General features: G+C 60.5%; 15 protein-coding genes and 1 pseudogene. 4 read left to right on the top strand and 12 right to left on the bottom strand.

The window, feature by feature from the left end; translation table 11 throughout:
- Positions 1-123: 123 nt before the first annotated feature.
- The 7 genes from JQF37_RS30990 to JQF37_RS30960 form a co-directional block, all read right to left on the bottom strand.
- Entirely contained in the window at positions 124-1620 is a 1497-nt protein-coding gene (locus JQF37_RS30990) for a sensor domain-containing diguanylate cyclase (RefSeq protein ID WP_130211431.1), read from the bottom strand.
- Positions 1621-2090: 470 nt separating this feature from the next.
- Positions 2091-2315 (bottom strand): hypothetical protein, encoded by a 225-nt coding sequence (locus JQF37_RS30985; protein ID WP_130211444.1) that lies wholly within the window; start codon positions 2313-2315, stop codon positions 2091-2093.
- Positions 2316-2457: 142 nt separating this feature from the next.
- Complete coding sequence (locus JQF37_RS30980) at positions 2458-3822, bottom strand: heavy metal sensor histidine kinase (RefSeq protein ID WP_130211432.1); 1365 nt, start codon at positions 3820-3822, stop codon at positions 2458-2460.
- Positions 3812-4489: a heavy metal response regulator transcription factor gene (locus JQF37_RS30975; protein WP_130211433.1), complete on the bottom strand. Its 678-nt coding sequence runs from the start codon at positions 4487-4489 to the stop codon at positions 3812-3814. The genes JQF37_RS30980 and JQF37_RS30975 overlap by 11 nt, the downstream gene beginning before the upstream one ends.
- 9 nt (positions 4490-4498) lie before the next feature.
- The gene (locus JQF37_RS30970; protein ID WP_130211434.1) at positions 4499-7612 is read right to left on the bottom strand and encodes a multidrug efflux RND transporter permease subunit; all 3114 of its coding nucleotides are present in this window, start codon (positions 7610-7612) and stop codon (positions 4499-4501) included.
- Positions 7609-8769: an efflux RND transporter periplasmic adaptor subunit gene (locus tag JQF37_RS30965; RefSeq protein ID WP_130211435.1), complete on the bottom strand. Its 1161-nt coding sequence runs from the start codon at positions 8767-8769 to the stop codon at positions 7609-7611. Before JQF37_RS30965 ends, JQF37_RS30970 begins: the two co-directional genes overlap by 4 nt.
- Before the next feature lie 907 nt (positions 8770-9676).
- Positions 9677-10645 carry a LysR family transcriptional regulator gene (locus JQF37_RS30960; RefSeq protein WP_130211436.1) on the bottom strand — a complete coding sequence of 323 codons (969 nt, stop codon included), beginning with the start codon at positions 10643-10645 and terminating at the stop codon, positions 9677-9679.
- 271 nt (positions 10646-10916) lie between these two features.
- Between JQF37_RS30960 and JQF37_RS30955 the strand changes: the two genes are divergently transcribed.
- The 4 genes from JQF37_RS30955 to JQF37_RS30940 all read left to right on the top strand — a co-directional run bounded on the left by JQF37_RS30955 (position 10917) and on the right by JQF37_RS30940 (position 15862).
- Complete coding sequence (locus tag JQF37_RS30955; RefSeq protein ID WP_130211437.1) at positions 10917-12416, top strand: efflux transporter outer membrane subunit; 1500 nt, start codon at positions 10917-10919, stop codon at positions 12414-12416.
- Between the two features lie 183 nt (positions 12417-12599).
- A complete protein-coding gene (locus tag JQF37_RS30950; protein ID WP_130211438.1) occupies positions 12600-14798 on the top strand; it encodes an FUSC family protein in 2199 nt (732 codons plus the stop codon).
- Positions 14788-14988: a DUF1656 domain-containing protein gene (locus tag JQF37_RS30945; protein ID WP_130211439.1), complete on the top strand. Its 201-nt coding sequence runs from the start codon at positions 14788-14790 to the stop codon at positions 14986-14988. The genes JQF37_RS30950 and JQF37_RS30945 overlap by 11 nt, the downstream gene beginning before the upstream one ends.
- A 10-nt stretch (positions 14989-14998) precedes the next feature.
- On the top strand, positions 14999-15862 hold the full coding sequence (locus tag JQF37_RS30940) for an HlyD family secretion protein (RefSeq protein ID WP_130211440.1): 864 nt from the start codon (positions 14999-15001) through the stop codon (positions 15860-15862).
- Positions 15863-15887: 25 nt separating this feature from the next.
- Here JQF37_RS30940 and JQF37_RS30935 read toward each other — a convergent pair whose 3' ends face one another.
- From JQF37_RS30935 to JQF37_RS31875, 5 genes and pseudogenes are all read right to left on the bottom strand, one after another.
- Positions 15888-17231 (bottom strand): hypothetical protein, encoded by a 1344-nt coding sequence (locus tag JQF37_RS30935; RefSeq protein WP_189340519.1) that lies wholly within the window; start codon positions 17229-17231, stop codon positions 15888-15890.
- A 180-nt stretch (positions 17232-17411) separates the two neighbouring features.
- The gene (locus tag JQF37_RS30930; RefSeq protein WP_130211442.1) at positions 17412-17810 is read right to left on the bottom strand and encodes a DUF4440 domain-containing protein; all 399 of its coding nucleotides are present in this window, start codon (positions 17808-17810) and stop codon (positions 17412-17414) included.
- Positions 17811-17857: 47 nt separating this feature from the next.
- Entirely contained in the window at positions 17858-18682 is an 825-nt protein-coding gene (locus JQF37_RS30925) for an SDR family oxidoreductase (protein WP_130211443.1), read from the bottom strand.
- Between the two features lie 35 nt (positions 18683-18717).
- Positions 18718-19182, bottom strand: coding sequence for a hypothetical protein (locus JQF37_RS30920; protein WP_047532900.1), 465 nt, complete (start codon positions 19180-19182; stop codon positions 18718-18720).
- A gap of 96 nt (positions 19183-19278) precedes the next feature.
- Positions 19279-19401, bottom strand: a pseudogene (locus JQF37_RS31875) (outer membrane lipoprotein carrier protein LolA); the annotation flags it as partial.
- Positions 19402-19500 lie beyond the last annotated feature (99 nt).

Below are 19500 nucleotides of genomic sequence, written 5' to 3'. Positions count from 1 at the left end.
TGGCGTACGGTTACCGGGATAGCGAATTCTTTTTCATGAAGATCAAGAGCGTCTTTCCCGGTAATCCGTGAAGAACCTTTTTTATGCCCACAGCTTTTGCATTGTCTGGAAGCGCAAAGCCTCTCAGTCAGTCGTCACCACCCGGTTCCGCCCACCTTCCTTGGCCTGATACAACGCTTTGTCCGCGGCAAACAACAGCTGCTCCAGCGTCATCTCGCTCGCAGCCGTCCAGGTGCTGATGCCGATGCTCACGGTCATCGCCACCTCTGCGCCCTCGACCTTGGGCATCTGCTCCACCGCCACACGAATATGCTCGGCAATCTGCCGTGCACCGGCAGCGTTGGTGTCGGCGAGGATCACCGAGAACTCTTCACCACCATAACGCGCCACCAGATCCGCCGGGCGCCGCACGTTCGAAACGATGACCTTGGCCAGCTCGCGCAATGCCTGATCCCCGGCCTGATGCCCATGCCGATCATTGAACGCCTTGAAATGATCCGCATCGATCATCATCACCGACAACGGTTCGCCCGAGCGTTGGGCGCGGAACCACTCGTGGCGCAGGGTTTGATCGAGCATCCGCCGATTGGCCACGCCGGTCAGGCCATCGGTGGTGGCCAGTTGCGCCAGTTCTTTCTCGGCCTGTCGGCGCAGACGCAGTTCCCGGCAGAGCAACAAGGTCAGCCAGAGCAGGCTGATGCACAGTGCAAGGGTCGCCAGGCTGACCACGATCGCAGTGCGTCTCCATGACGCAAACACCTCATTGCTGGACTGCGCGACGATGACGATCAATGGCAAGTCGCCCACCTTGGAGAATGTGTACAAGCGTTCATCATGGGTGAGGCTTGAGATGCCGGTGAAACTGCCATCGCCTTCTCTGACAATGCGCTGGAAGTTGGGGCGATTGCTGAAATCCTTGCCGACCAGTTCGTCGATCAGGCGTGGCTCCTGGGCCAGAAGAATCCCGTCCTTGCTGATCAGATTCACCGAACTGTTACGCCCGATGTTCAGGCTGCTGAACAACTGGTCGAAGTAACTCAGGCGCATTGCCGCTTCAGCGACGCCGAGGAATTCGCCCTGTTCGCCGCTGAGCCGGCGGCTGAAACTGATGCGCCACTCATGCTCGGCGTGTCGGGATCGGAAGGGGCGGCTGATGAACATCCCCAGGTCCGGGTTGTTGACGTGGGATTGAAAGTATTCGCGGTCGGCATAATTGCCATTGCGTGGCTGCACTGACGCGGAATCCGCGATCACATTTGCCTGCGCATCAAGCAACAGAATGTCGCCCTTGTAGGGCACGGCAGTGGAACGGTCGAACAAGGCCAAATGACGTATGGTCGGAGAAACCGCCTTGAGGTCGTCGCGGCGGGATGCAGCGATCAGGCCTTGCAATGTCAGATCATAGAGTTCGACGTTGCGCAGTACATCTGCATCGATCAACTGCACGATATTGGAAGCAGCACGGGTGGCGGATTCTTGTGCATTGCCGCGTTCACGGATCAGCAGGAAGGCGACAATGCTCAATATCGCCGTGACCAGCAACAAACTGCTGATCACCAGAAACCACTCGGACTGTATTGACCGGGTCGGTGGTTGAGATGGTGTACCGCTCACACTCATGGTTCTGACTTCTGCTAAGGGGCCATTTTGAATTTTTCGAGAGTAAGGCAGAGTCTCAGAAACCGGTGACATTCAGAGCGACTATATAAGTCCCGGACAAAAAAAAGGCCAGCAAAACGTGCTGGCCTTTTGCTTGTTGACGCTTAAAAGACAACGAGGAACATTGAAATTCAAACTCGAACCGTCGATGGCCGGCTCAGCGCCCTGTGGGCAGCAGTGGCTTATCGTTGCAGTGACTGTAATGAATGACGGATTGAACCTGAATGGAAAATACACGCGCAGTCAAGCTCCCTGGTCCAGGTTGAACGTTATTGTTTTGGCAGTCAGGGACGTGTCTTACAGAGGAAATCGAGCTTGTCGTTTAAACAATGCGACGAAAAAAAGCCGCTGATAGCAGCGGCTTTGAAGACGACTTTTCAAAGGGAAGAGCCGATGAAAAGCGTCGGGGGAACAGGTGTGATGCGTAGCAATCAACTGTCTTTCTGGACCTTAGGCTGGGTCTTGGAACTCGTAGCTTGAGGGGCCTGGGTGGCTTTCTGGGCTTTCGCGGTCATTTCGCCCTGATGCTCTTCAAACGCTGCGGCGCGTGCGGAATTCTGTGCGACGAAGGCATGCGACTCTTCAGCCATGGCGAACGGAGACACGAACAAAGAGGACAAAACGAAAGCGCTGGCAATACCCATACTGTTGGACATCTTTAAAACCTTCTTGCTTGGCAAGTGCTGTTTAGTGCGGGCAAAGATAAGGATCTTGAGCGCCGAGAAACAGACCTGATTCAAGAAAGGACTATTGCGAAAAAAGCAAAGATCTCGGGGCGCGGCAGTGCTTGCGGGTGCGTCAGACAGGCAGGTGAATCCCGAAGGTATTCATCCCATGGTCGCTGCGCACGAACACGTCGCCGCCATGCATCAGGGCAATCGCCTTGACGATCGCCAACCCCAAACCATGGTTGTTACCGCTGTTGCTGCGCGAAGCATCGACGCGGTAGAAGCGCTCGAACAAACGCGGCAAGTGCTCGCTGGCTATCGGCGAACCGGGGTTGGCCACGCCAATGCTGACCTGGTGCGCTTCGGCCTCGATCCGTACCTGAATGACCTGCCCGGGCTCGGTGTGCTGCACGGCGTTGCTCAGCAGGTTGATCAACGCCCGGCGCAGATGCGCGATCTCGATTCGCACCTGCGCATCGCCGCTGACCTGCACCTGAACCTGGGCATCCTCGAGAATGAAATCCAGGTATTCCAGGGTCGTCGCCACTTCGTCGGCCAATGAGGTCGAGGTCAGTTTCGTCGCCTTGCTGCCCTGGTCGGCGCTGGCGAGGAACAGCATATCGTTGATGATCGAGCGCAGTCGCTCCAGCTCTTCGAGATTCGATTGCAGCACCTCGAAATAATGCTCGGCCGAACGTCCGCGGGTCAGGGCGACCTGGGTCTGGCCGATCAGGTTGGTCAGGGGCGAGCGCAGTTCGTGGGCGACATCGGCATTGAACGATTCAAGGCGCGAGTAGGCCTGCTCGACCCGTTCCAGCGTGGAATTGAACGAGTTGACGAACTGATTCAATTCCGGCGGCAAAGACGACATTTGCAGGCGTCCCGAGCGCAATGGCGGGGCCAGGCGCTGTGCCTCCTGAGACAGCTTGATCAAGGGTTTGAGACCGATCCGCGCCACCCAATAACCCAGCGCCGACGCCAGCAGCACCCCGATAATCGCCAGGCTGACCAAGGCGATCAGCAAGTGGTGTTGAGTCTGGAGAAAGGTTTCGGTGTCGATGCCGATCATGAAGCGCAGCGGCGGGCGTTGGTCCTTGGCCGGGAACTCACTGACCAGCACTTTCAGTGGATAAGGCTGATCCGGCAGTTGCAGGTCGCGCATGCCCAGCGGCCCTTCGGCGAAAGCGCGGATTTGCGGGGTGAGGTTGCCGTATTCGTAGTGCGGATCGCCACTGGTGATCCAGAAGCTGATGCGCTTGTCCTCTTCGCCGAGCAGCTTGAGCTTGTTGTTGATCTTCACCCAGTGCTCGGGCGTGCCATAGCGGCCAACGGTGGATTCGAGCACGCTGTAGCGCGCATCCAGTTCGGCTTCGGGCAACAGTCCCAAGCCTTTATCCACCTGCTGATACAGCGCCCAGCCGATCAGCAGGAACACCAATAGCGCCACCAGCGTGAACATGCCGCTCAGGCGCAGGGCAATCGAATTACTGGACACCCCGGCTCTCCAGCACATAACCCATGCCACGAATGGTGTGCAGCAGTTTCTCTTCGAACGGCCCGTCGAGCTTGGCCCGCAGGCGTTTGATCGCGACTTCGACGACGTTGGCATCGCTGTCGAAATTGATGTCCCAGACCATCTCGGCAATCGCCGTTTTCGAGAGGATTTCCCCTTGCCGGCGGGCCAGCACACTGAGCAGCGAGAACTCCTTGGCGGTCAGGTCCAGGCGCGTACCGGCGCGGGTGGCCTTGCGGCTGATCAAATCTATCCACAGGTCGGCGATGCTCACTTGCACCGGTTCATGGCCACTGCTGCGCCGGGTCAGCGCTTGCAGGCGCGCCACCAGTTCAAGGAAGGAAAACGGTTTGCCGAGGTAATCATCGGCACCATCGCGCAGGCCTTTGATCCGGTCTTCGACACGCTCACGGGCGGTGAGCATGATCACCGGGGTTTGCTTGCGCGCACGCAGGGCGCGCAGTACGCCGAAGCCGTCGAGGCCCGGCAGCATCACGTCGAGGACGATCACCGCGTAGTCGCTTTCCAGCGCCAGGTGCAGGCCTTCCACGCCATCGCGCGCCAGGTCCACGGTGTAACCCTGTTCCGTCAGGCCGCGGTGCAGATAATCCGCGGTTTTTTCTTCGTCTTCGATAATCAGAACGCGCATGACCCCGCCTCAGTCTGTGGTTGCCAGCGCCGGTGTGGGCGGAAGCGCTGGTGAGAGAGTGTGCCTATGAAATAAACGCTCCAGCCACAAGTATATGACCGGCGTGGTGAACAGCGTCAGCGCCTGGCTCACCAGCAAGCCGCCAACCACCGCGATCCCCAGGGGTTGGCGCAGTTCCGCGCCGGTGCCGTAGCCGAGCATCAGCGGCAGGGCGCCGAGCAGGGCGGCGAGGGTGGTCATGATGATCGGCCGGAACCGCGTGATGCAGGCCTGGAAGATCGCTTCTTCCGGGGGCAAGCCACCTTTGCGCTGCGCTTCGAGGGCGAAGTCGATCATCAGGATGCCGTTTTTCTTCACGATACCGATCAGCAGCACCAGGCCAATCAGCGCCATGATCGAAAAGTCCTGGCCGCAAATCCACAGCATGATCACCGCGCCCAGGCCTGCCGAGGGCAGGGTCGAGATGATCGTCAGCGGATGCACGAAGCTTTCATAGAGCACACCGAGAATGATGTACACCGCCACCAGCGCCGCCAGGATCAGCCACGGCTGGCTGGCCAGCGAACTCTGGAATGCCTGGGCCGCGCCCTGGAAATTGCCGCTGATGGCCACCGGCATGCCAATGTCGACCTTGGCCTGGTTGAGCATGATCACCGCATCGCCCAACGCCACACCGGGCGCCAGGTTGAACGACAGGTTCGCCGCCGGGAACATCCCGTCATGGGCGATGGACAGCGGGCCTATGGTCGGCGCATCGAATTTCGCCAGGGCCGACAACGGCACCATTTCGCCGCTCAGCGGTGAGCGCAGGTAGAAATAGTTGAGGCTTTCTGCCTTGCCGCGTTGCTGGGTGTCCAGTTCCAGGATCACGTTGTACTGGTTGATCTGGGTCTGGAATTCGTTGATCTGTCGCTGGCCGAAGGCGTCGTACAACGCTTCGTCGACATCGCTGGCGGTCAGGCCGAAACGTGCCGCCGCGCTGCGGTCGATCGTGATGTGGGTGATGCTGCCGCCCAGTTGCAGGTCGTTGGACACATCGCGGAATGCCGGGTTGCCACGCAGTTTTTCCGTCAGGCGCTGGGTCCAGGTGCTCAGGACCGCGCCGTCGTTGCTCTTGAGCACGTATTGGTACTGGGCGCGGCTCGGGCCGGAACTGAGGTTGATGTCCTGGCCGGCGCGCAGGTACAGCACGATGCCCGGTACTTTCATCAGTTGCGGGCGAATCCGGTCGATGAACTGACTGGCCGAAACGTCGCGATCACTGCGTTTTTTCAGGGAAATCCAGAAGCGGCCGTTGGCGATGGTCTGGTTGCTGCCCGATACCCCGACCGAGTGGGAAAAGGCCGCGACCGCCGGATCCGCCGCGACGATTTCAGCCATCGCCAGATGCTTTTTCACCATGTCGCTGTAGGAAATATCCGCAGCCGCCTCGGTGGTGCCGAGGACGAAACCGGTGTCCTGCACCGGGAAGAAACCTTTGGGGATGAAAATGTACCCGGCAATCGCCAGTCCGAGGGACAGGCCGAACACCCCGATCATCAACTTCTGATGGGCCAGGGCGCGGCGCAGACCTTTTTCATAGAAGGCCAGCAAACGATCGCCGAAGGTCGGTGTGCTGTGGGCATGATGCACGGGGGCACGCATGAACAGCGCGGCCAGGGTCGGGGCCAATGTCAGCGACACCACCACCGAAATCATGATGGTCGAGGTGGCGGTCAAGGCGAACTCCTTGAACAGCCGCCCGACCACGCCGCCCATGAACAGCAGCGGAATGAACGCCGCCACCAGCGAGAAACTGATCGACACCACGGTGAAACCGATCTCGCCGGCGCCTTTGATCGCCGCTTCGCGCATGCCGTCGCCAGCCTCCAGGTGGCGGTGAATGTTCTCCACCACCACGATCGCATCGTCGACCACAAACCCCACGGCCACTACGATGGCCACCAGCGTCAGGTTGTTCAGGCTGAAGCCCATGATGTACATCAGGGCGAAACTGGCCGTCAGCGAAACCCCGAGCACCGCCGACACAATCATCGTTGCCGACCATTGGCGCAGGAACAGCGCCATCACCGCGACCACCAGCAGGATGGCGATCAGCAGGGTGACTTCCACTTCATGCAACGAGGCGCGAATGGTCTGGGTGCGGTCGACCAGCACTTTGACCTGCACCGACGCCGGCAGCATGGCTTCGAGGGCGGGCAATGCGGCCTGGATGCGATCCACGGTCTCGACGATATTGGCGCCCGGTTGCCGGGAAATGACCAGATTCACGCCGGGTTGGTCACCGGCCCAGGCCTGAACGTAGGCATTTTCCGAACCGTTGACGACTTTGGCCACATCCTTCAGGTGAACCGGTGCACCGTCCTTGTAGGAAACGATGAGCTGGCTGTATTCCTCGGGTTGGAACAACTGGTCGTTGGTGGACAGCGTCGAAATGCTCGACTCGCCGTACAGTGCGCCTTTGGCCAGGTTGAGGCTGGTTTGCTGGATCGCCAGGCGAATGTCCGCCAGCGTCAGACCGATGGCGGCGAGCTTGTCGGCCGATGCCTGGACGCGAATCGCCGGGCGTTGCTGACCGGTGATGTTGATTTGGCCTACGCCATCGATCTGGCTGATCTGACGCGAGAGCAGGGTTTCCACCAGGTCGCTGAGTTCAGTGCCGGGCATCTGGGTCGAATTGACGCTGAGGATCAGCACCGGGCTGTCGGCCGGGTTGACCTTGCGCCAGGTCGGCAGGGTCGGCATGTCCTTGGGCAGTTTGCCGGCGGCGGTGTTGATCGCGGCCTGGACCTCTTGAGCGGCGGTATCGATGCTTTTATCGAGGGTGAATTGCAGGGTCAGGTTGGTCGAGCCCAGGGCGCTGCTCGAGGTCATCTGGGTCACGCCGGGGATGGCGCTGAATTGCACTTCAAGCGGCGTGGCCACCGACGACGCCATGGTTTCCGGACTGGCGCCCGGCAATTGTGCCGCCACCTGGATGGTCGGGAACTCTGCTTCCGGCAGTGGTGCGATCGGCAGTCGAGGGAAGGCGATCACACCGAGCAGGACCAGGGCAAACGTCAGCAGGATGGTCGCGACCGGATGATCGATGCACCAGGCCGAAACCGAACCGTGGCCCTTCATGGTTTCGACTCCGACTGGACCACTTGCGGCGGCTCAGTCAGGACCTGCACGGTCGAGCCGGGCTTGAGCCGTGACTGACCGTCGCTGACCAGCAGATCCCCCGGTTTGACCCCTTTGATGATGTCCTGGCCGCTGCCTTGGGACACCATCTGCACGTTAACGGTTTCGACCTTGTCGCCGTTCACCCGGTAAACGAAATGCTGGTCAAGGCCACGTTGTACGACGGTGGGCGGAACCACCAGGGCATCTTTATCCAGCGCTGTCTGAATCTTTACCGTCACCAGCAGGCCCGGCCAGAGCGTCTGCGCGGGGTTGCTGAATTCAGCCTTGGCGCGGATGGTCCCGGTGTTGGCGTTGATCTGGTTATCGATCAGGGTCAGATGGCCTTCACCCAGCAGGTTGCCGGTTTCGCCATCGGTGTCGGCACCGATGTAGGCCTTCACCTGGGCACGCTCCGGATCGCCGATCAAGCCTTGCAGGGTCGGCAGCATTTGCTGTGGCAGGGAGAACTCCACGGCGATCGGGTCGATCTGGGTCACCGTAAACAGCCCTTGGGCGTCGGTCATGCGCAGGAAGTTGCCTTCGTCCACTGTGCGAATACCGACGCGGCCGGTGACCGGGGAGCGAATCTGCGTGTAGGACAGTTGCACCTGTGCCGCATCAATCGAGGCCTGGTTGCCTTGGGCGGTGGCCTTGAGCTGGTTGACCAGCGCCTGTTGCTGGTCATAGGTCTGTTTGGAGACGCCGTCGTCGACGCTCAGCAGTTTGTAGCGCTTGAGGTTGACCAGCGCCACTTGCAGTTGCGCCTGGCTTTCACCCAGTTGCGCCCTGGCCTGATCGAGGCTGGCGCGGATCGAGCGGTCGTCGATGGTGGCCAGCAGGTCGCCCTTGTTCACCAGTTGGCCTTCCTTGACCAGCAGTTTGGTGAGGATGCCGTCGATTTGCGGGCGGACCACCACGCTGTGCAGGGACAGGACCGAGCCGATACCGCTGACGTAGCGGGGGACGTCTTTTTGGATGACGCTGACGACGCGTACGGGGATGGCGGTGGGGGCGGCGAGTCTGGTTTTGGCGGGTTGGCTGGCATACCACAGGCCCAGCGCTGCCAGGACGATCAGGAGGGCGACGAGCAGGGCGGGTTTTTGCTGGATTCGCATGCGAGTGGGGCGCCAGGGCTGGTGGTCGGTAGGTTGGTAGGTTCCTTTATAAACCTGTTTGGCGGTCAGGAAGGTGACTGCTAACTGACGGCGCTGTCAGTTTGGTTTGGCCTTGGCGGCCTTTGGGCCGACCAGGTTTTGGGTTGGTTGGGGACATATCCGTTGCTGCGGTAACGGCGACTTAGGGGTTCGCCCTTACGGCGAGTCACTTTTTTTACAAGCGCCTAAAAAAAGTAACCAAAAAAACGCTCGCCCCGAGCGTCCGGCCCCTCGCTAAGGCTCGGCGTTCCTTCGCTGCGGTATCCATCCGGGGACACTGCCCTCCGGTTGGCTTCGCTTCAACCTGCATGCAGCGTGTTCGACTGCGTCGAACGGCGCTGCGCGCCACTCCCCGGATGCACACCTCCACTCAGCCTCCCGAAGGGGCGTGTGGATCAAGATCAAGAGCTGCAGGCGAGCTAACGCTCGGCCTGATGAGTGGTGAGGAGCAGGTGGGTGTGCGCCGCTTTGCTTTTCTGTGGGAGCGAGCTTGCTCCGGGCGGCGTTCCGACGAAGAACGTCCAGGCAACGCGGGCATTCAGACAGCCCGCGTCATCGTTGACGTCCATCGCGAGCAGGCTCGCTCCTACAGGAGCTCTAGCTGTCGGTATCGTCGTTGCACCCCTGCCTGCCGCACTTCGATATAGCGCGAAGGCGGCCTGACGGCTGTACTCAATCCACTGTAGGAGCGAGCCTGCTCCGGGCGGCGTTCCGACGATAAACGTCCGGGCAACGCGAGCATTCAGACAGCCCGCGTCATCGTTGACGTCCATCGCGAGCAGGCTCGCTCCTACACATGGTCTTGGTCGAACGCGGAATAGGGTTACGCAGCCATTTCCCGTGGGGGCATTGTGTGTCTCTGGCAGGCTCAGTTCGCCATTCGCGCCCCGGCCATGCTCCCGCTCATTTCATAAGCCGCCAGTTCGACTTGATGTGCCGCCAACAATTCCGGCAGCGATCCGCGCAAATACTCGACCCATGTCTTGATCTTTGCATCCAGGTATTGCCGCGAAGGGTAGATGGCGTACAGGTTCAGTTCCTGGGAGCGGTATTTGGGCATCACGCGTACCAGGGTGCCGTTGCGCAGGCCGTCGATCGCTGCGTACAGCGGCAGCACGCCGACGCCCATGCCGCTGGTGATCGCGCTTTTCATGGCGTCGGCGGAGTTCACCAGGAACGGTGAGCTGTTGATGGTGACCATTTCCTGGCCTTCCGGGCCGTCGAATGCCCATTTTTCCAGGGGAATCACCGGGCTCACCAGGCGCAGGCAGGCGTGGTTGAGCAGGTCGCTGGGTTTTTGCGCGCAACCGTTGGCTTTGACGTAGGCCGGGGAGGCGCAAACGATACTGAAGGTGATGCCCAGGCGTTGGGAGACGAAACCCGAGTCGGGCAGTTCGCTGGCCAGGACGATGGACACGTCGTAGCCCTCGTCGAGCAGGTCCGGTACGCGGTTGGCCATGGTCAGGTCGAAGGTCACGTCCGGGTGGGTCTTGCGGTAGCGGGCAATGGCGTCGATCACGAAGTGCTGACCGATGCCGGTCATGGTGTGCACCTTCAGTTGCCCGGCCGGGCGCGCGTGGGCGTCGCTGGCTTCTGCTTCGGCTTCTTCGACGTAGGCCAGGATCTGCTCGCAGCGCAGCAGGTAACGCTTGCCGGCTTCGGTGAGGGCGATGCGGCGGGTCGTGCGGTTGAGAAGACGGGTTTGCAGGTGGGCTTCCAGGTTGGAGACCGCGCGCGAGACGTTGGCCGTGGTGGTGTCCAGTTGTACGGCGGCGGCGGTGAAGCTTCCCGCTTCGGCCACGTAACTGAAGGCGCGCATGTTTTGCAGTGTGTCCATGGGGTGCTCTCGGGTTCGATGGCAAATTGTGACATGAAGTTTCAGGATTTGAGACCCCGACCAAGGGATTATCGCGTTAACGGTAACAAAGATTCACAGGAATTCCGGCTTATCGCGACCAAGGCTCATCCATAGAATTGTATGGACTGTAGGAGCCGGCTTGCTGGCGAATGCGTCGCTGCTGTCATCCCGTTGTTCCAGGGTGTCTGCATCGCCAGCAACCGGCTCCTGTCAGATCTCGTTACCTCCTCTATTTCAGGAAATCGCAGCAGTGCCGCGTCGCATTAGCAGAGCGCTTCAACCGCTCAGTGTTTTGGCTTTAACCCTGGCAATCAGCGGCTGCATCGGAACCGGAGGTATTGCCCCGCAGGGCAAGGCGCTGGAGGCCGATTCACTGGTCACCGACGAAGCCATCCAAAGCGCCGCTCAGGATGCGCATTGGCCCACCGCCCAGTGGTGGCAGGCGTATGGCGATGCACAACTGAATCGCTGGATCGACCTCGCCGTGCAAGGCAGCCCGACCATGGCCATGGCCGCCGCGAGGGTGCGTCAGGCCAAATCCATGGCCGGCCTCGCCGAGTCTGCCGAATCGCTGCAGATCAATGGCGAGTCGAGCATCAAGCGCCACAACTGGGCGACCGATCAATTCTATGGCCCCGGTAACCTGGCCAACACCACCACCTGGGACAACAACGCTTCGTTGGGTTTCAGCTACGCCCTCGACCTCTGGGGCCGTGAAAGCAATGCCACCGAGAGCGCCGTGGACATGGCCCACATGACCGTCGCCGAAGCGCGCCAGGCCCAGCTCGAACTGCAGAACAACATCGTGCGCGTCTATATCGAACTCTCGCTGCATTACGCGCAGCGGGACATTGCCGAAGCCACATTGAAGCAGCAAGAGCAGATCCTCGAGCTGGCGCGAAGGCGCTTGAACGGTGGGATCGGTACCCATTTCGAAGTCAGCGAGGCCGAAACGCCGCTGCCGGAAACCCATCGTCAGATCGATGCGCTGGACGAAGAAATCGCCCTGAGCCGCAATCAATTGGCCGCACTTGCCGGTAAAGGTCCGGGCGAGGGCGCGCAGTTGCAGCGACCGACGCTGTCGTTGGGCGCGGCACTGAAGTTGCCGTCATCGTTGCCGGCGCAGTTGCTGGGGCAGCGCCCGGACGTGGTCGCCAGCCGCTGGCAGGTGGCGGCGCAGGCACGCGGCATCGATGTTGCCCATGCCGGTTTCTATCCCAACGTCAATCTGGTCGGCAGCCTCGGCTACATCGCGACTGGCGGTGGTGCGCTGGAGTTTTTGTCCGGCAAGAAACTCAACTACAGCGTCGGCCCGGCGATTTCCTTGCCGATCTTTGACGGCGGGCGACTGCGCGCGGAACTGGGTGAAGCCTCGGCCGGTTATGATATCGCCGTGGCGAAGTACAACCAGACCCTGGTCAATGCGCTGAAGAGCATCTCCGACCAGTTGATCCGCCGAGAGTCCATGGACAAGCAGCAAATGTTTGCCGCCGAGTCGGTGGCGACTGCACAGAAGACTTATGACATCGCAATGGTTGCCTATCAGCGCGGGCTCACCGATTACCTCAACGTGCTCAATGCCCAGACCCTGTTGTTCAAACAGCAGCAAGTGCAGCAACAGGTTCAGGCGGCGCGACTGAGTGCTCATGCCGAGTTGGTGACGGCGTTGGGCGGTGGGCTGGGGGCCGGTAACGATGTGCCCAAGGACAGTCAGACAGCCGCGCCGAAAAAGCCGAGACTGCTCAGGTGACCCGGATGCATCAGGCCAGGCCATCTTTGTGGCGAGGGAGCTTGCTCCCGCTTGAGTGCGCAGCACTCACAACATCAGCAATGACTGCCAGCGTTTTGGGGCTGCTTCGCAGCCCGGCGCGAGCAGGCTCGCTCGCCACAGGGCTTCAATCGTTTCCAGACTTTCCTAAGTGAGCAGGACTCCATGACTCCCTTGCCCGCACCTCTGCGCTGGCTGTATTCCCTGGAATGGCGCCGGGGGTTCTTTGACTGGGCACGCAGCGACGGCGTGACCTGGGTATACATTTTCAAGGTGTTGATCGCCGCATTCCTGACCCTGTGGCTGGCCATGCGCCTGGAGTTGCCGCAGCCGCGCACCGCGATGATCACGGTGTTCATCGTGATGCAGCCGCAGAGCGGTCATGTGTTCGCCAAGAGTTTTTATCGGTTCCTTGGCACCCTGGCCGGGTCGTCGGTGATGGTCGCGTTGATCGCCCTGTTTGCGCAGAACACCGAACTGTTCCTCGGTTCGTTGGCGATCTGGGTCGGTATCTGCACGGCCGGCGCGGCCCGCTATCGTAACTTCCGCGCCTACGGTTTCGTATTGGCCGGTTACACCGCAGCGATGGTCGGTTTGCCCGCGCTGGCCCATCCGGACGGCGCCTTCATGGCGGCGGTCTGGCGGGTGCTGGAAATCTCCCTGGGGATCCTCTGCTCGACCCTGGTCAGCGCCGCGATCCTGCCGCAATCGTCCGGTGCCGCCATGCGCAACGCCCTCTACCAGCGTTTCGGCGTGTTCGCCTTGTTCGTCACCGACGGTTTGCGTGGGCGCAGTCAGCGCGAGGCGTTCGAGGCTGGCAACGTGCGTTTCATCGCCGAGGCCGTGGGCCTGGAGGGGCTGCGTAGCGTCACCATGTTCGAAGACCCGCACATGCGCCGGCGCAACGGCCGGCTCAGTCGCTTGAACAGCGAGTTCATGGGCATCACCACCCGCTTCAACGCCTTGCACCAGTTGCTGGAACGCCTGCGCAACAGTGCAGCGGATCAAGTGGTGGCCGCAATCAAACCGGGGTTGATCGATCTGGCCGAATTGCTCGACGGCTTTAGCGGTCGCGCCCTGACCAACGCCGATGCGGCGCGTCTGGTGAAGGCCCTGAGCGCTTATAAGGAAGGTCTTCCGGCGCGGGTACGCAGCCTTCGGGCGCTTTTCCAGGAGAGTCAGCCAAGCGACGCCGAGCAACTGGATTTCCACACGGCGTACGAACTGCTCTATCGCTTCGTCGATGACCTGCACAATTATGCACAGACCCACGCGTCGCTGGCCGATCACAGCCACGAACGGGAGCGCTGGGACCAGCCGTTCACGCCGCAGACCAGTTGGCTGGTATCGGCAGCCTCGGGGATTCGCGCCGCGTTCATTCTGGTGGTGCTGGGCAGCTATTGGGTGGCCACGGCGTGGCCGAGCGGGGCGACCATGACCTTGATCTCCGCCGCCACCGTCGGCCTTTCCGCCGCCACACCGAACCCCAAGCGCATGTCATTCCAAATGGCTTGCGGCACCTTTCTCGGGGCGTTGATCGGCTTCGTCGAGATGTTCTTCATTTTTCCGCGAATCGATGGGTTTCCGTTGCTCTGTGTGATGCTCGCACCGGTGATCGTGCTGGGGTCGTTCCTCACCTCGCGGCCGCAATACGTCGGGGTAGGGCTGGGATTGCTGATCTTTTTCAGTACCGGTTCGGTGCCGGACAATCTTACGGTCTACAACCCGTACACCTTCATCAACGACTACATCGCCATGGTGCTGGGCATGCTGGTGTGTGCGGCGGCGGGGGCGATCATTCTGCCGCCCAACAGCCGTTGGTTGTGGCGTCGACTGGAGCAGGATCTGCGGGGGCAGGTGGTGTATGCCATCGGTGGCAAACTCAAGGGCCTGGCCTCGAGTTTCGAAAGCCGCACCCGCGACCTGGTGCACCAGGCCTATGGCTTCGCGGCGGGGCAGCCGCAGGTCCAGCGAAACCTGCTGCGCTGGATGTTCGTGGTGCTGGAAGTGGGGCACGCGATCATCGAGCTGCGCAAGGAACAGGCCGTCCTGCCGGTGCATCCCGCCTATTCCGAATCCCAGCCGTGGCGCCAGTCGATCCGTGTGATGGGGCGTTCGCTGGTGCGGCTGTTTCTGCAACCCGGCCAGAGCAATCTGGAGCGTGCGCTGGTCGCGGTCGACCATGCCATCAGCCGCGTGCAAGCCACCGACGAACCGTTCGCCCCACACTTCGAAACCTCGGCGCTGCGTCGGGTCAAGAGCTACCTGCACTTCATCCGCACCTCGCTGCTGGACCCGCAATCACCGCTCGCCGGCTACAACCATGCCACCGTGAAGCCCCAAGGACTTGAACATGCCTCGTGAAATCGCCTTCCACGGCGTGTACATGCCGACCATGACCCTGATGTTTTTGATCGCGGCGGCGCTGGCCTGGGCGCTGGACCGCTTCCTGGCCGGGTTCGACCTGTACCGTTTTTTCTGGCACCCGGCGTTGCTGCGCCTGAGTCTGTTTACCTGTCTGTTCGGCGCCCTGGCGCTGACTGTCTACCGTTGAGAACACCCTGATGAAAAAGCTATTCAGCCTGCTTGCAACTCTGCTGGTACTGGCCCTGGCGATATGGATCGGCCGGACCCTCTGGGTGTACTACATGGAGACGCCATGGACCCGCGACGGCCGGGTGCGCGCCGACATCATCAACGTTGCCGCCGACGTCACCGGCGAGGTGGTGCAAGTGCCGGTGCGTGACAACCAGTTGGTGAAGAAGGGTGACCTGCTGATGCTGATCGACCCCGAGCACTACCGTCTCGCGGTCAAGCAGGCACAGTCGCTGGTGGCTTCGCGCAAGGCCACGTGGGAGATGCGCAAGGACAACGCCCATCGCCGGGCCGACATGGACAACCTGGTGATCTCCAGGGAAAACCGCGACGACGCCAGCAACCTCGCCGACTCGGCCCTGGCCGATTACCAGCAGGCCCAGGCGCAACTGGAAGCCGCCGAGCTGAACCTCAAACGCACCGAAGTCCGCGCCGCCGTGGACGGTTATGTGACCAACCTCAATGTGCATCGCGGCGACTACGCGCGTATCGGCGAGGCGAAAATGGCCGTGGTCGACATGAATTCGTTCTGGGTCTATGGGTTCTTCGAAGAAACCAAACTGCCCCATGTGCGCGTGGGCGATAAGGCCGACATGCAACTGATGAGCGGCGAAGTGCTCAAGGGCCATGTGGAAAGCATCTCGCGCGGTATCTACGACCGCGACAACCCGGAAAGCCGTGAGTTGATCGCCGACGTGAACCCGACCTTCAACTGGGTGCGCCTGGCGCAACGGGTGCCGGTGCGGATTCACATCGACGAAGTGCCGGAAGGCGTGCTGTTGGCGGCGGGGATTACATGTACGGTGGTGGTGAAGCAACAGGAGCAGCGGTAGTCAACCGCTGCTCGCTTGCAAGGTGTTACCCGTAGAAGCGTCGCGCAAGGCCCACGCCCTCAGGGGACAGGCCTAGCACGTTCGCGCTGATTACGACCCGACCTCCTAATCCAGAAGTGACTACTACGGGGTCGCTTTGTGACTCAGAATCAAGGTCGGTATATCCCTTGCCATTAAAGTTTCTATCGGGTTGGCCATCAGGCAGGAAGCTTGCGAGGTAAATCGAGGTGGACTGTCGTCCACCTGAAGCCACCACGAATTTGTTTTCGGTCATGGCGAGTGCCGTTACCCAACCGATATCGACGGCGTCATCGAACCGGGTAATCAGAGGTTTGCGGTTATTGAACAGTTGATGCGGCGTGCCGTTGGGTGTTAGCGCAACGAGCAGCCCAGCGGTCTGCTGTTCGCCGCTCATGTTGGCTCCCCCCGCACCGACCAGGCTTCCATCGGATCTTTCAATAAGTGCATTGAAACGAGTGGCGTAGCCGGGGGCTTCGACGACATGAAAACCCGGGAGGGAGCGGTCGCCAAAACTGCTATCAATTTGTCCATCGTGACTCAGTCGAGCCACTACAGCATCATCTTTTTGCGCCCCGAATTGCACATGTCCGGCAATGATGATGTTCTCTCCTTGAGATAGGCAGGCTCCTATTGCTGTCGCCGATTTTGGGTGGTCGGGCAACGTGAATTCCCAGCGTCCATTGTTGCTGAAACCGGTGTCTGATGACCCATCTGGCATCAGACGCAAAAGCACGCCGATTGCCGGTTTCGAGACGCTGAGCGATGTATAACTCGGACTGATGAGCAACTTGTTGTCGGGCTGTACGTGGATTGAGGAGAGATCTGTATGTAGTTCCAGATCGGGCGGGGTGGGGATGATGACTCGACCGTTTTGACCAAACGCTGGATCGGGCTTGCCATTGTGATCAAAGCACGCCACGACCAAATCGGCCCAACCATCGGCGCGCTCGCTCCAACCCAGCATATAAATTTTGCCGCCCTGCGAAACAGCGAGTTTGCCGCCTGCGGAGCTGTGTTTGGCTACAAAATTTCCAAATGTCAGCCCACGGTCTGCGAATGTCATGTCCAGTTCACCGCGTTCATCCATCCGTCCCAGCGCATAGACGTAGCGATCGTCGCGATACATTTGGGCACTGAAAATCGTCCCTCCCTGCGAATCACCTGCGATGCCCTTGAACAGGTGTACCGCAACAAACTCTGGATCGTTGATCAACGTGTGAAGTGTCAAAGTGCCCTGATCACCAAAGTCCGGATCGGGTGTGCCGGGTTGATTGGATGGGTTGAGAGGAGTCGTCATGATGGAGTAATCCCTGAGTGTGGATAAAAGAAAGCTTGGTGAAGAAGTCATCCACAACAGCTTCCGGCTCTCATGCATAACACTCGGTCTGTGGTTTCCTTCCTGTCATCCAGTCTGTGGGGGAACGTTTCGAGCTGTCTACTGACAGAAATAACAGGTGGTGATGTACGGTCACACTCTTATTGATCGTGTATTTTTTAGCCCGTCATGGCTCCGTAGACAGGCAAAAAATTATTTGCTGCAAAACGTCTCCTGCAAATGCCGCCAGATCACGCGGCCATCCGCCTGCTTTTCAAACACCACCGTAGAGCGCCGATCCGAATGCAGCCCCGTCGCATCGGTCTGCTGCTCGCGGTAACTGACGGTGGCGCCACCGTCATGCAGCGCAATGCCGCGCAATTCGCTCAACTCGATACGAAAACCCAGCTTCTTGCCGCCGGCCAGCATGAACAACTCGTTCAGCGCGGCAAAATCCAGCACTCGTCCCAGGGGCGAAACCATGGAGAATTGCGGCGAAAAACGGCTCAGCAGCTGTTCAAGTTCGCGCACATCGCGTTCTTCGGCCAACCATTGTTCGATGGCGACGTGGGCCTTGATCACTTCGTCGAAGTATTCGGTGTAGTCGGTCATGGTGTTTCCTCAAAATCTGCCTGGCCGCGAAGAACGATAACCCGGTCTCAGAGCTGCCCGCGCAATCCGAATCGCTTCATCAAGCCTGATTCCAGCAGGCCCTTGGGCAACAGTCCGGCCAGCAACGGCAATGCCCGGCTGCCATTGCCCAGGCGTAACAGTCGTGGCGGCTTGTTTTGCTGCACAGCCTTGAGTACTCCGGCGGCAAATTCGCTGGCGGGCGTCGGTTTGTCCTGGGAGGCCCTGGCCCTGGCGCGGATACCTTCGCGCAATGGAAACCACGGCGATTGCTCACTGATCAGTTGTTCGGCTTCGTGGCCCGCGTTCTTGGCGAAACTCGACGCGATGGCGCCCGGCTGAACCTCCATGACCCGCACGCCAAACGGCGCCAACTCCATGCGCAAGGCATCGCTCAAGGCATGCACCGCCGCTTTCGAAGCACAATAGGCGCCGGCGAATGGCGTCACCAACACGCCGGAGACGCTGCCGATGTTCAGCACCAGGCCTTTGGCCCGGCGCAACACCGGGAACAGTGCGCGGGTCACGCCGACAATGGCGAACACATTGGTTTCGAACTGACGCTGCATCGCCGGCACACCGCCGTCGAGCAGTGGCCCCATGGCGCCATAACCGGCGTTGTTGATCAGCACATCGAGGCCACCGTGTTGCTGGTTGATGCGCTCGCTCAACCGTTCGAGCGCCTGGCCATCGTTGACGTCCAGTTGCACGGCGGTGAAACCGGCGGCGGTCAGGGTTGCCACGTCTTCAGGCTTGCGGGCGCTGGCCCAGACTGTGTACCCGGCAGCCTTGAACACATCGGCCAGGGCGCGGCCGATGCCGCTGGAACATCCGGTAATCAACGCAACGGGCATGGCGCGGTCCTTGTGCAAAAAAGTGGGGGGAAGGCTCAGTCGGAGAAACTACCTTGCAAGCGCTCGGCGCGAAACTCCAGGGTTTCCGGGCGGTAGCCGGGGCGCAACGGCGGCAGCGGCAGACAGTCTTCCCAGTTGCCACCGGCCTGCAATTCGCCGGGGCCACGGTAGCGCGGGGCGGTGTACTGGTTGTCAGCGAGATTGACCGTGTCACCCGGCGCGTAGGCCGCGACGCGCCAGCGCAGCTCGGTCAGCGGCACGTCGTTGCCATTGTTCAGGGTCAATTGCAGCGGCCGGTCGGCGGGGCAGTGCTGCGGCGCGTAGCTGATGCGCAATTCAAGACGCTCCAGTTGCTTGAGTTCGCGATGGTCCATCCAGATCACCCACGTGGCGACAATACCCAGGCCCACGGCGGCGGCCATGGAAACGGGCAGCGCTTTGGCCGGATAGCGCAGTAGCAGGATCAGCCAGGTGATGACGAGCAGGACACCGATGAACATGACGCGCAAACCTCGAAAGCAGAGAGGAGCATCCTACCTAAGCGTAGGTGAGGTTGGCGATGGGCAGGATTTCGGCGGTGGCTGTCATGGCCCCTTAGCGAGCCGGCTCGCGATGAACTGGAGAACACCGCGGGGCGTCAGGTTCCCCGCGTTATCGTTCACGACCATCGCGAGCAGGCTCGCTCCTACAGGTCTTGCGTTAGCTTTGTATCCCGGGATTCCGTGAAGAACCCAAAAAAAAGGTTCTTCACGGAATCCCGGGAAACACAGAAACAAGAACGCCGATTTGATTGATGATGTTCGTGCGAGCAAACACAT

Origin of the sequence: Pseudomonas sp. MIL9 (genome assembly GCF_016887925.1) — a bacterium.
Lineage (GTDB): Bacteria > Pseudomonadota > Gammaproteobacteria > Pseudomonadales > Pseudomonadaceae > Aquipseudomonas > Aquipseudomonas mohnii.
The sequence above is the reverse complement of the archived record's forward strand: the minus strand, read 5'-3'. Positions and strand labels throughout refer to the sequence as shown.

Excerpts from the sequence above, each read along its gene's own strand:
- JQF37_RS30990 (WP_130211431.1), bottom strand. The coding sequence starts at position 1,620 with ATGAGTGTGAGCGGTACACCATCTCAACCACCGACCCGGTCAATACAG.
- JQF37_RS30985 (WP_130211444.1), bottom strand. The coding sequence starts at position 2,315 with ATGTCCAACAGTATGGGTATTGCCAGCGCTTTCGTTTTGTCCTCTTTG.
- JQF37_RS30975 (WP_130211433.1), bottom strand. The coding sequence starts at position 4,489 with ATGCGCGTTCTGATTATCGAAGACGAAGAAAAAACCGCGGATTATCTG.
- JQF37_RS30970 (WP_130211434.1), bottom strand. The coding sequence starts at position 7,612 with ATGAAGGGCCACGGTTCGGTTTCGGCCTGGTGCATCGATCATCCGGTC.
- JQF37_RS30965 (WP_130211435.1), bottom strand. The coding sequence starts at position 8,769 with ATGCGAATCCAGCAAAAACCCGCCCTGCTCGTCGCCCTCCTGATCGTC.
- JQF37_RS30960 (WP_130211436.1), bottom strand. The coding sequence starts at position 10,645 with ATGGACACACTGCAAAACATGCGCGCCTTCAGTTACGTGGCCGAAGCG.
- JQF37_RS30950 (WP_130211438.1), top strand. The coding sequence starts at position 12,600 with ATGACTCCCTTGCCCGCACCTCTGCGCTGGCTGTATTCCCTGGAATGG.
- JQF37_RS30945 (WP_130211439.1), top strand. The coding sequence starts at position 14,788 with ATGCCTCGTGAAATCGCCTTCCACGGCGTGTACATGCCGACCATGACC.
- JQF37_RS30940 (WP_130211440.1), top strand. The coding sequence starts at position 14,999 with ATGAAAAAGCTATTCAGCCTGCTTGCAACTCTGCTGGTACTGGCCCTG.
- JQF37_RS30935 (WP_189340519.1), bottom strand. The coding sequence starts at position 17,231 with ATGACTTCTTCACCAAGCTTTCTTTTATCCACACTCAGGGATTACTCC.
- JQF37_RS30930 (WP_130211442.1), bottom strand. The coding sequence starts at position 17,810 with ATGACCGACTACACCGAATACTTCGACGAAGTGATCAAGGCCCACGTC.
- JQF37_RS30925 (WP_130211443.1), bottom strand. The coding sequence starts at position 18,682 with ATGCCCGTTGCGTTGATTACCGGATGTTCCAGCGGCATCGGCCGCGCC.
- JQF37_RS30920 (WP_047532900.1), bottom strand. The coding sequence starts at position 19,182 with ATGTTCATCGGTGTCCTGCTCGTCATCACCTGGCTGATCCTGCTACTG.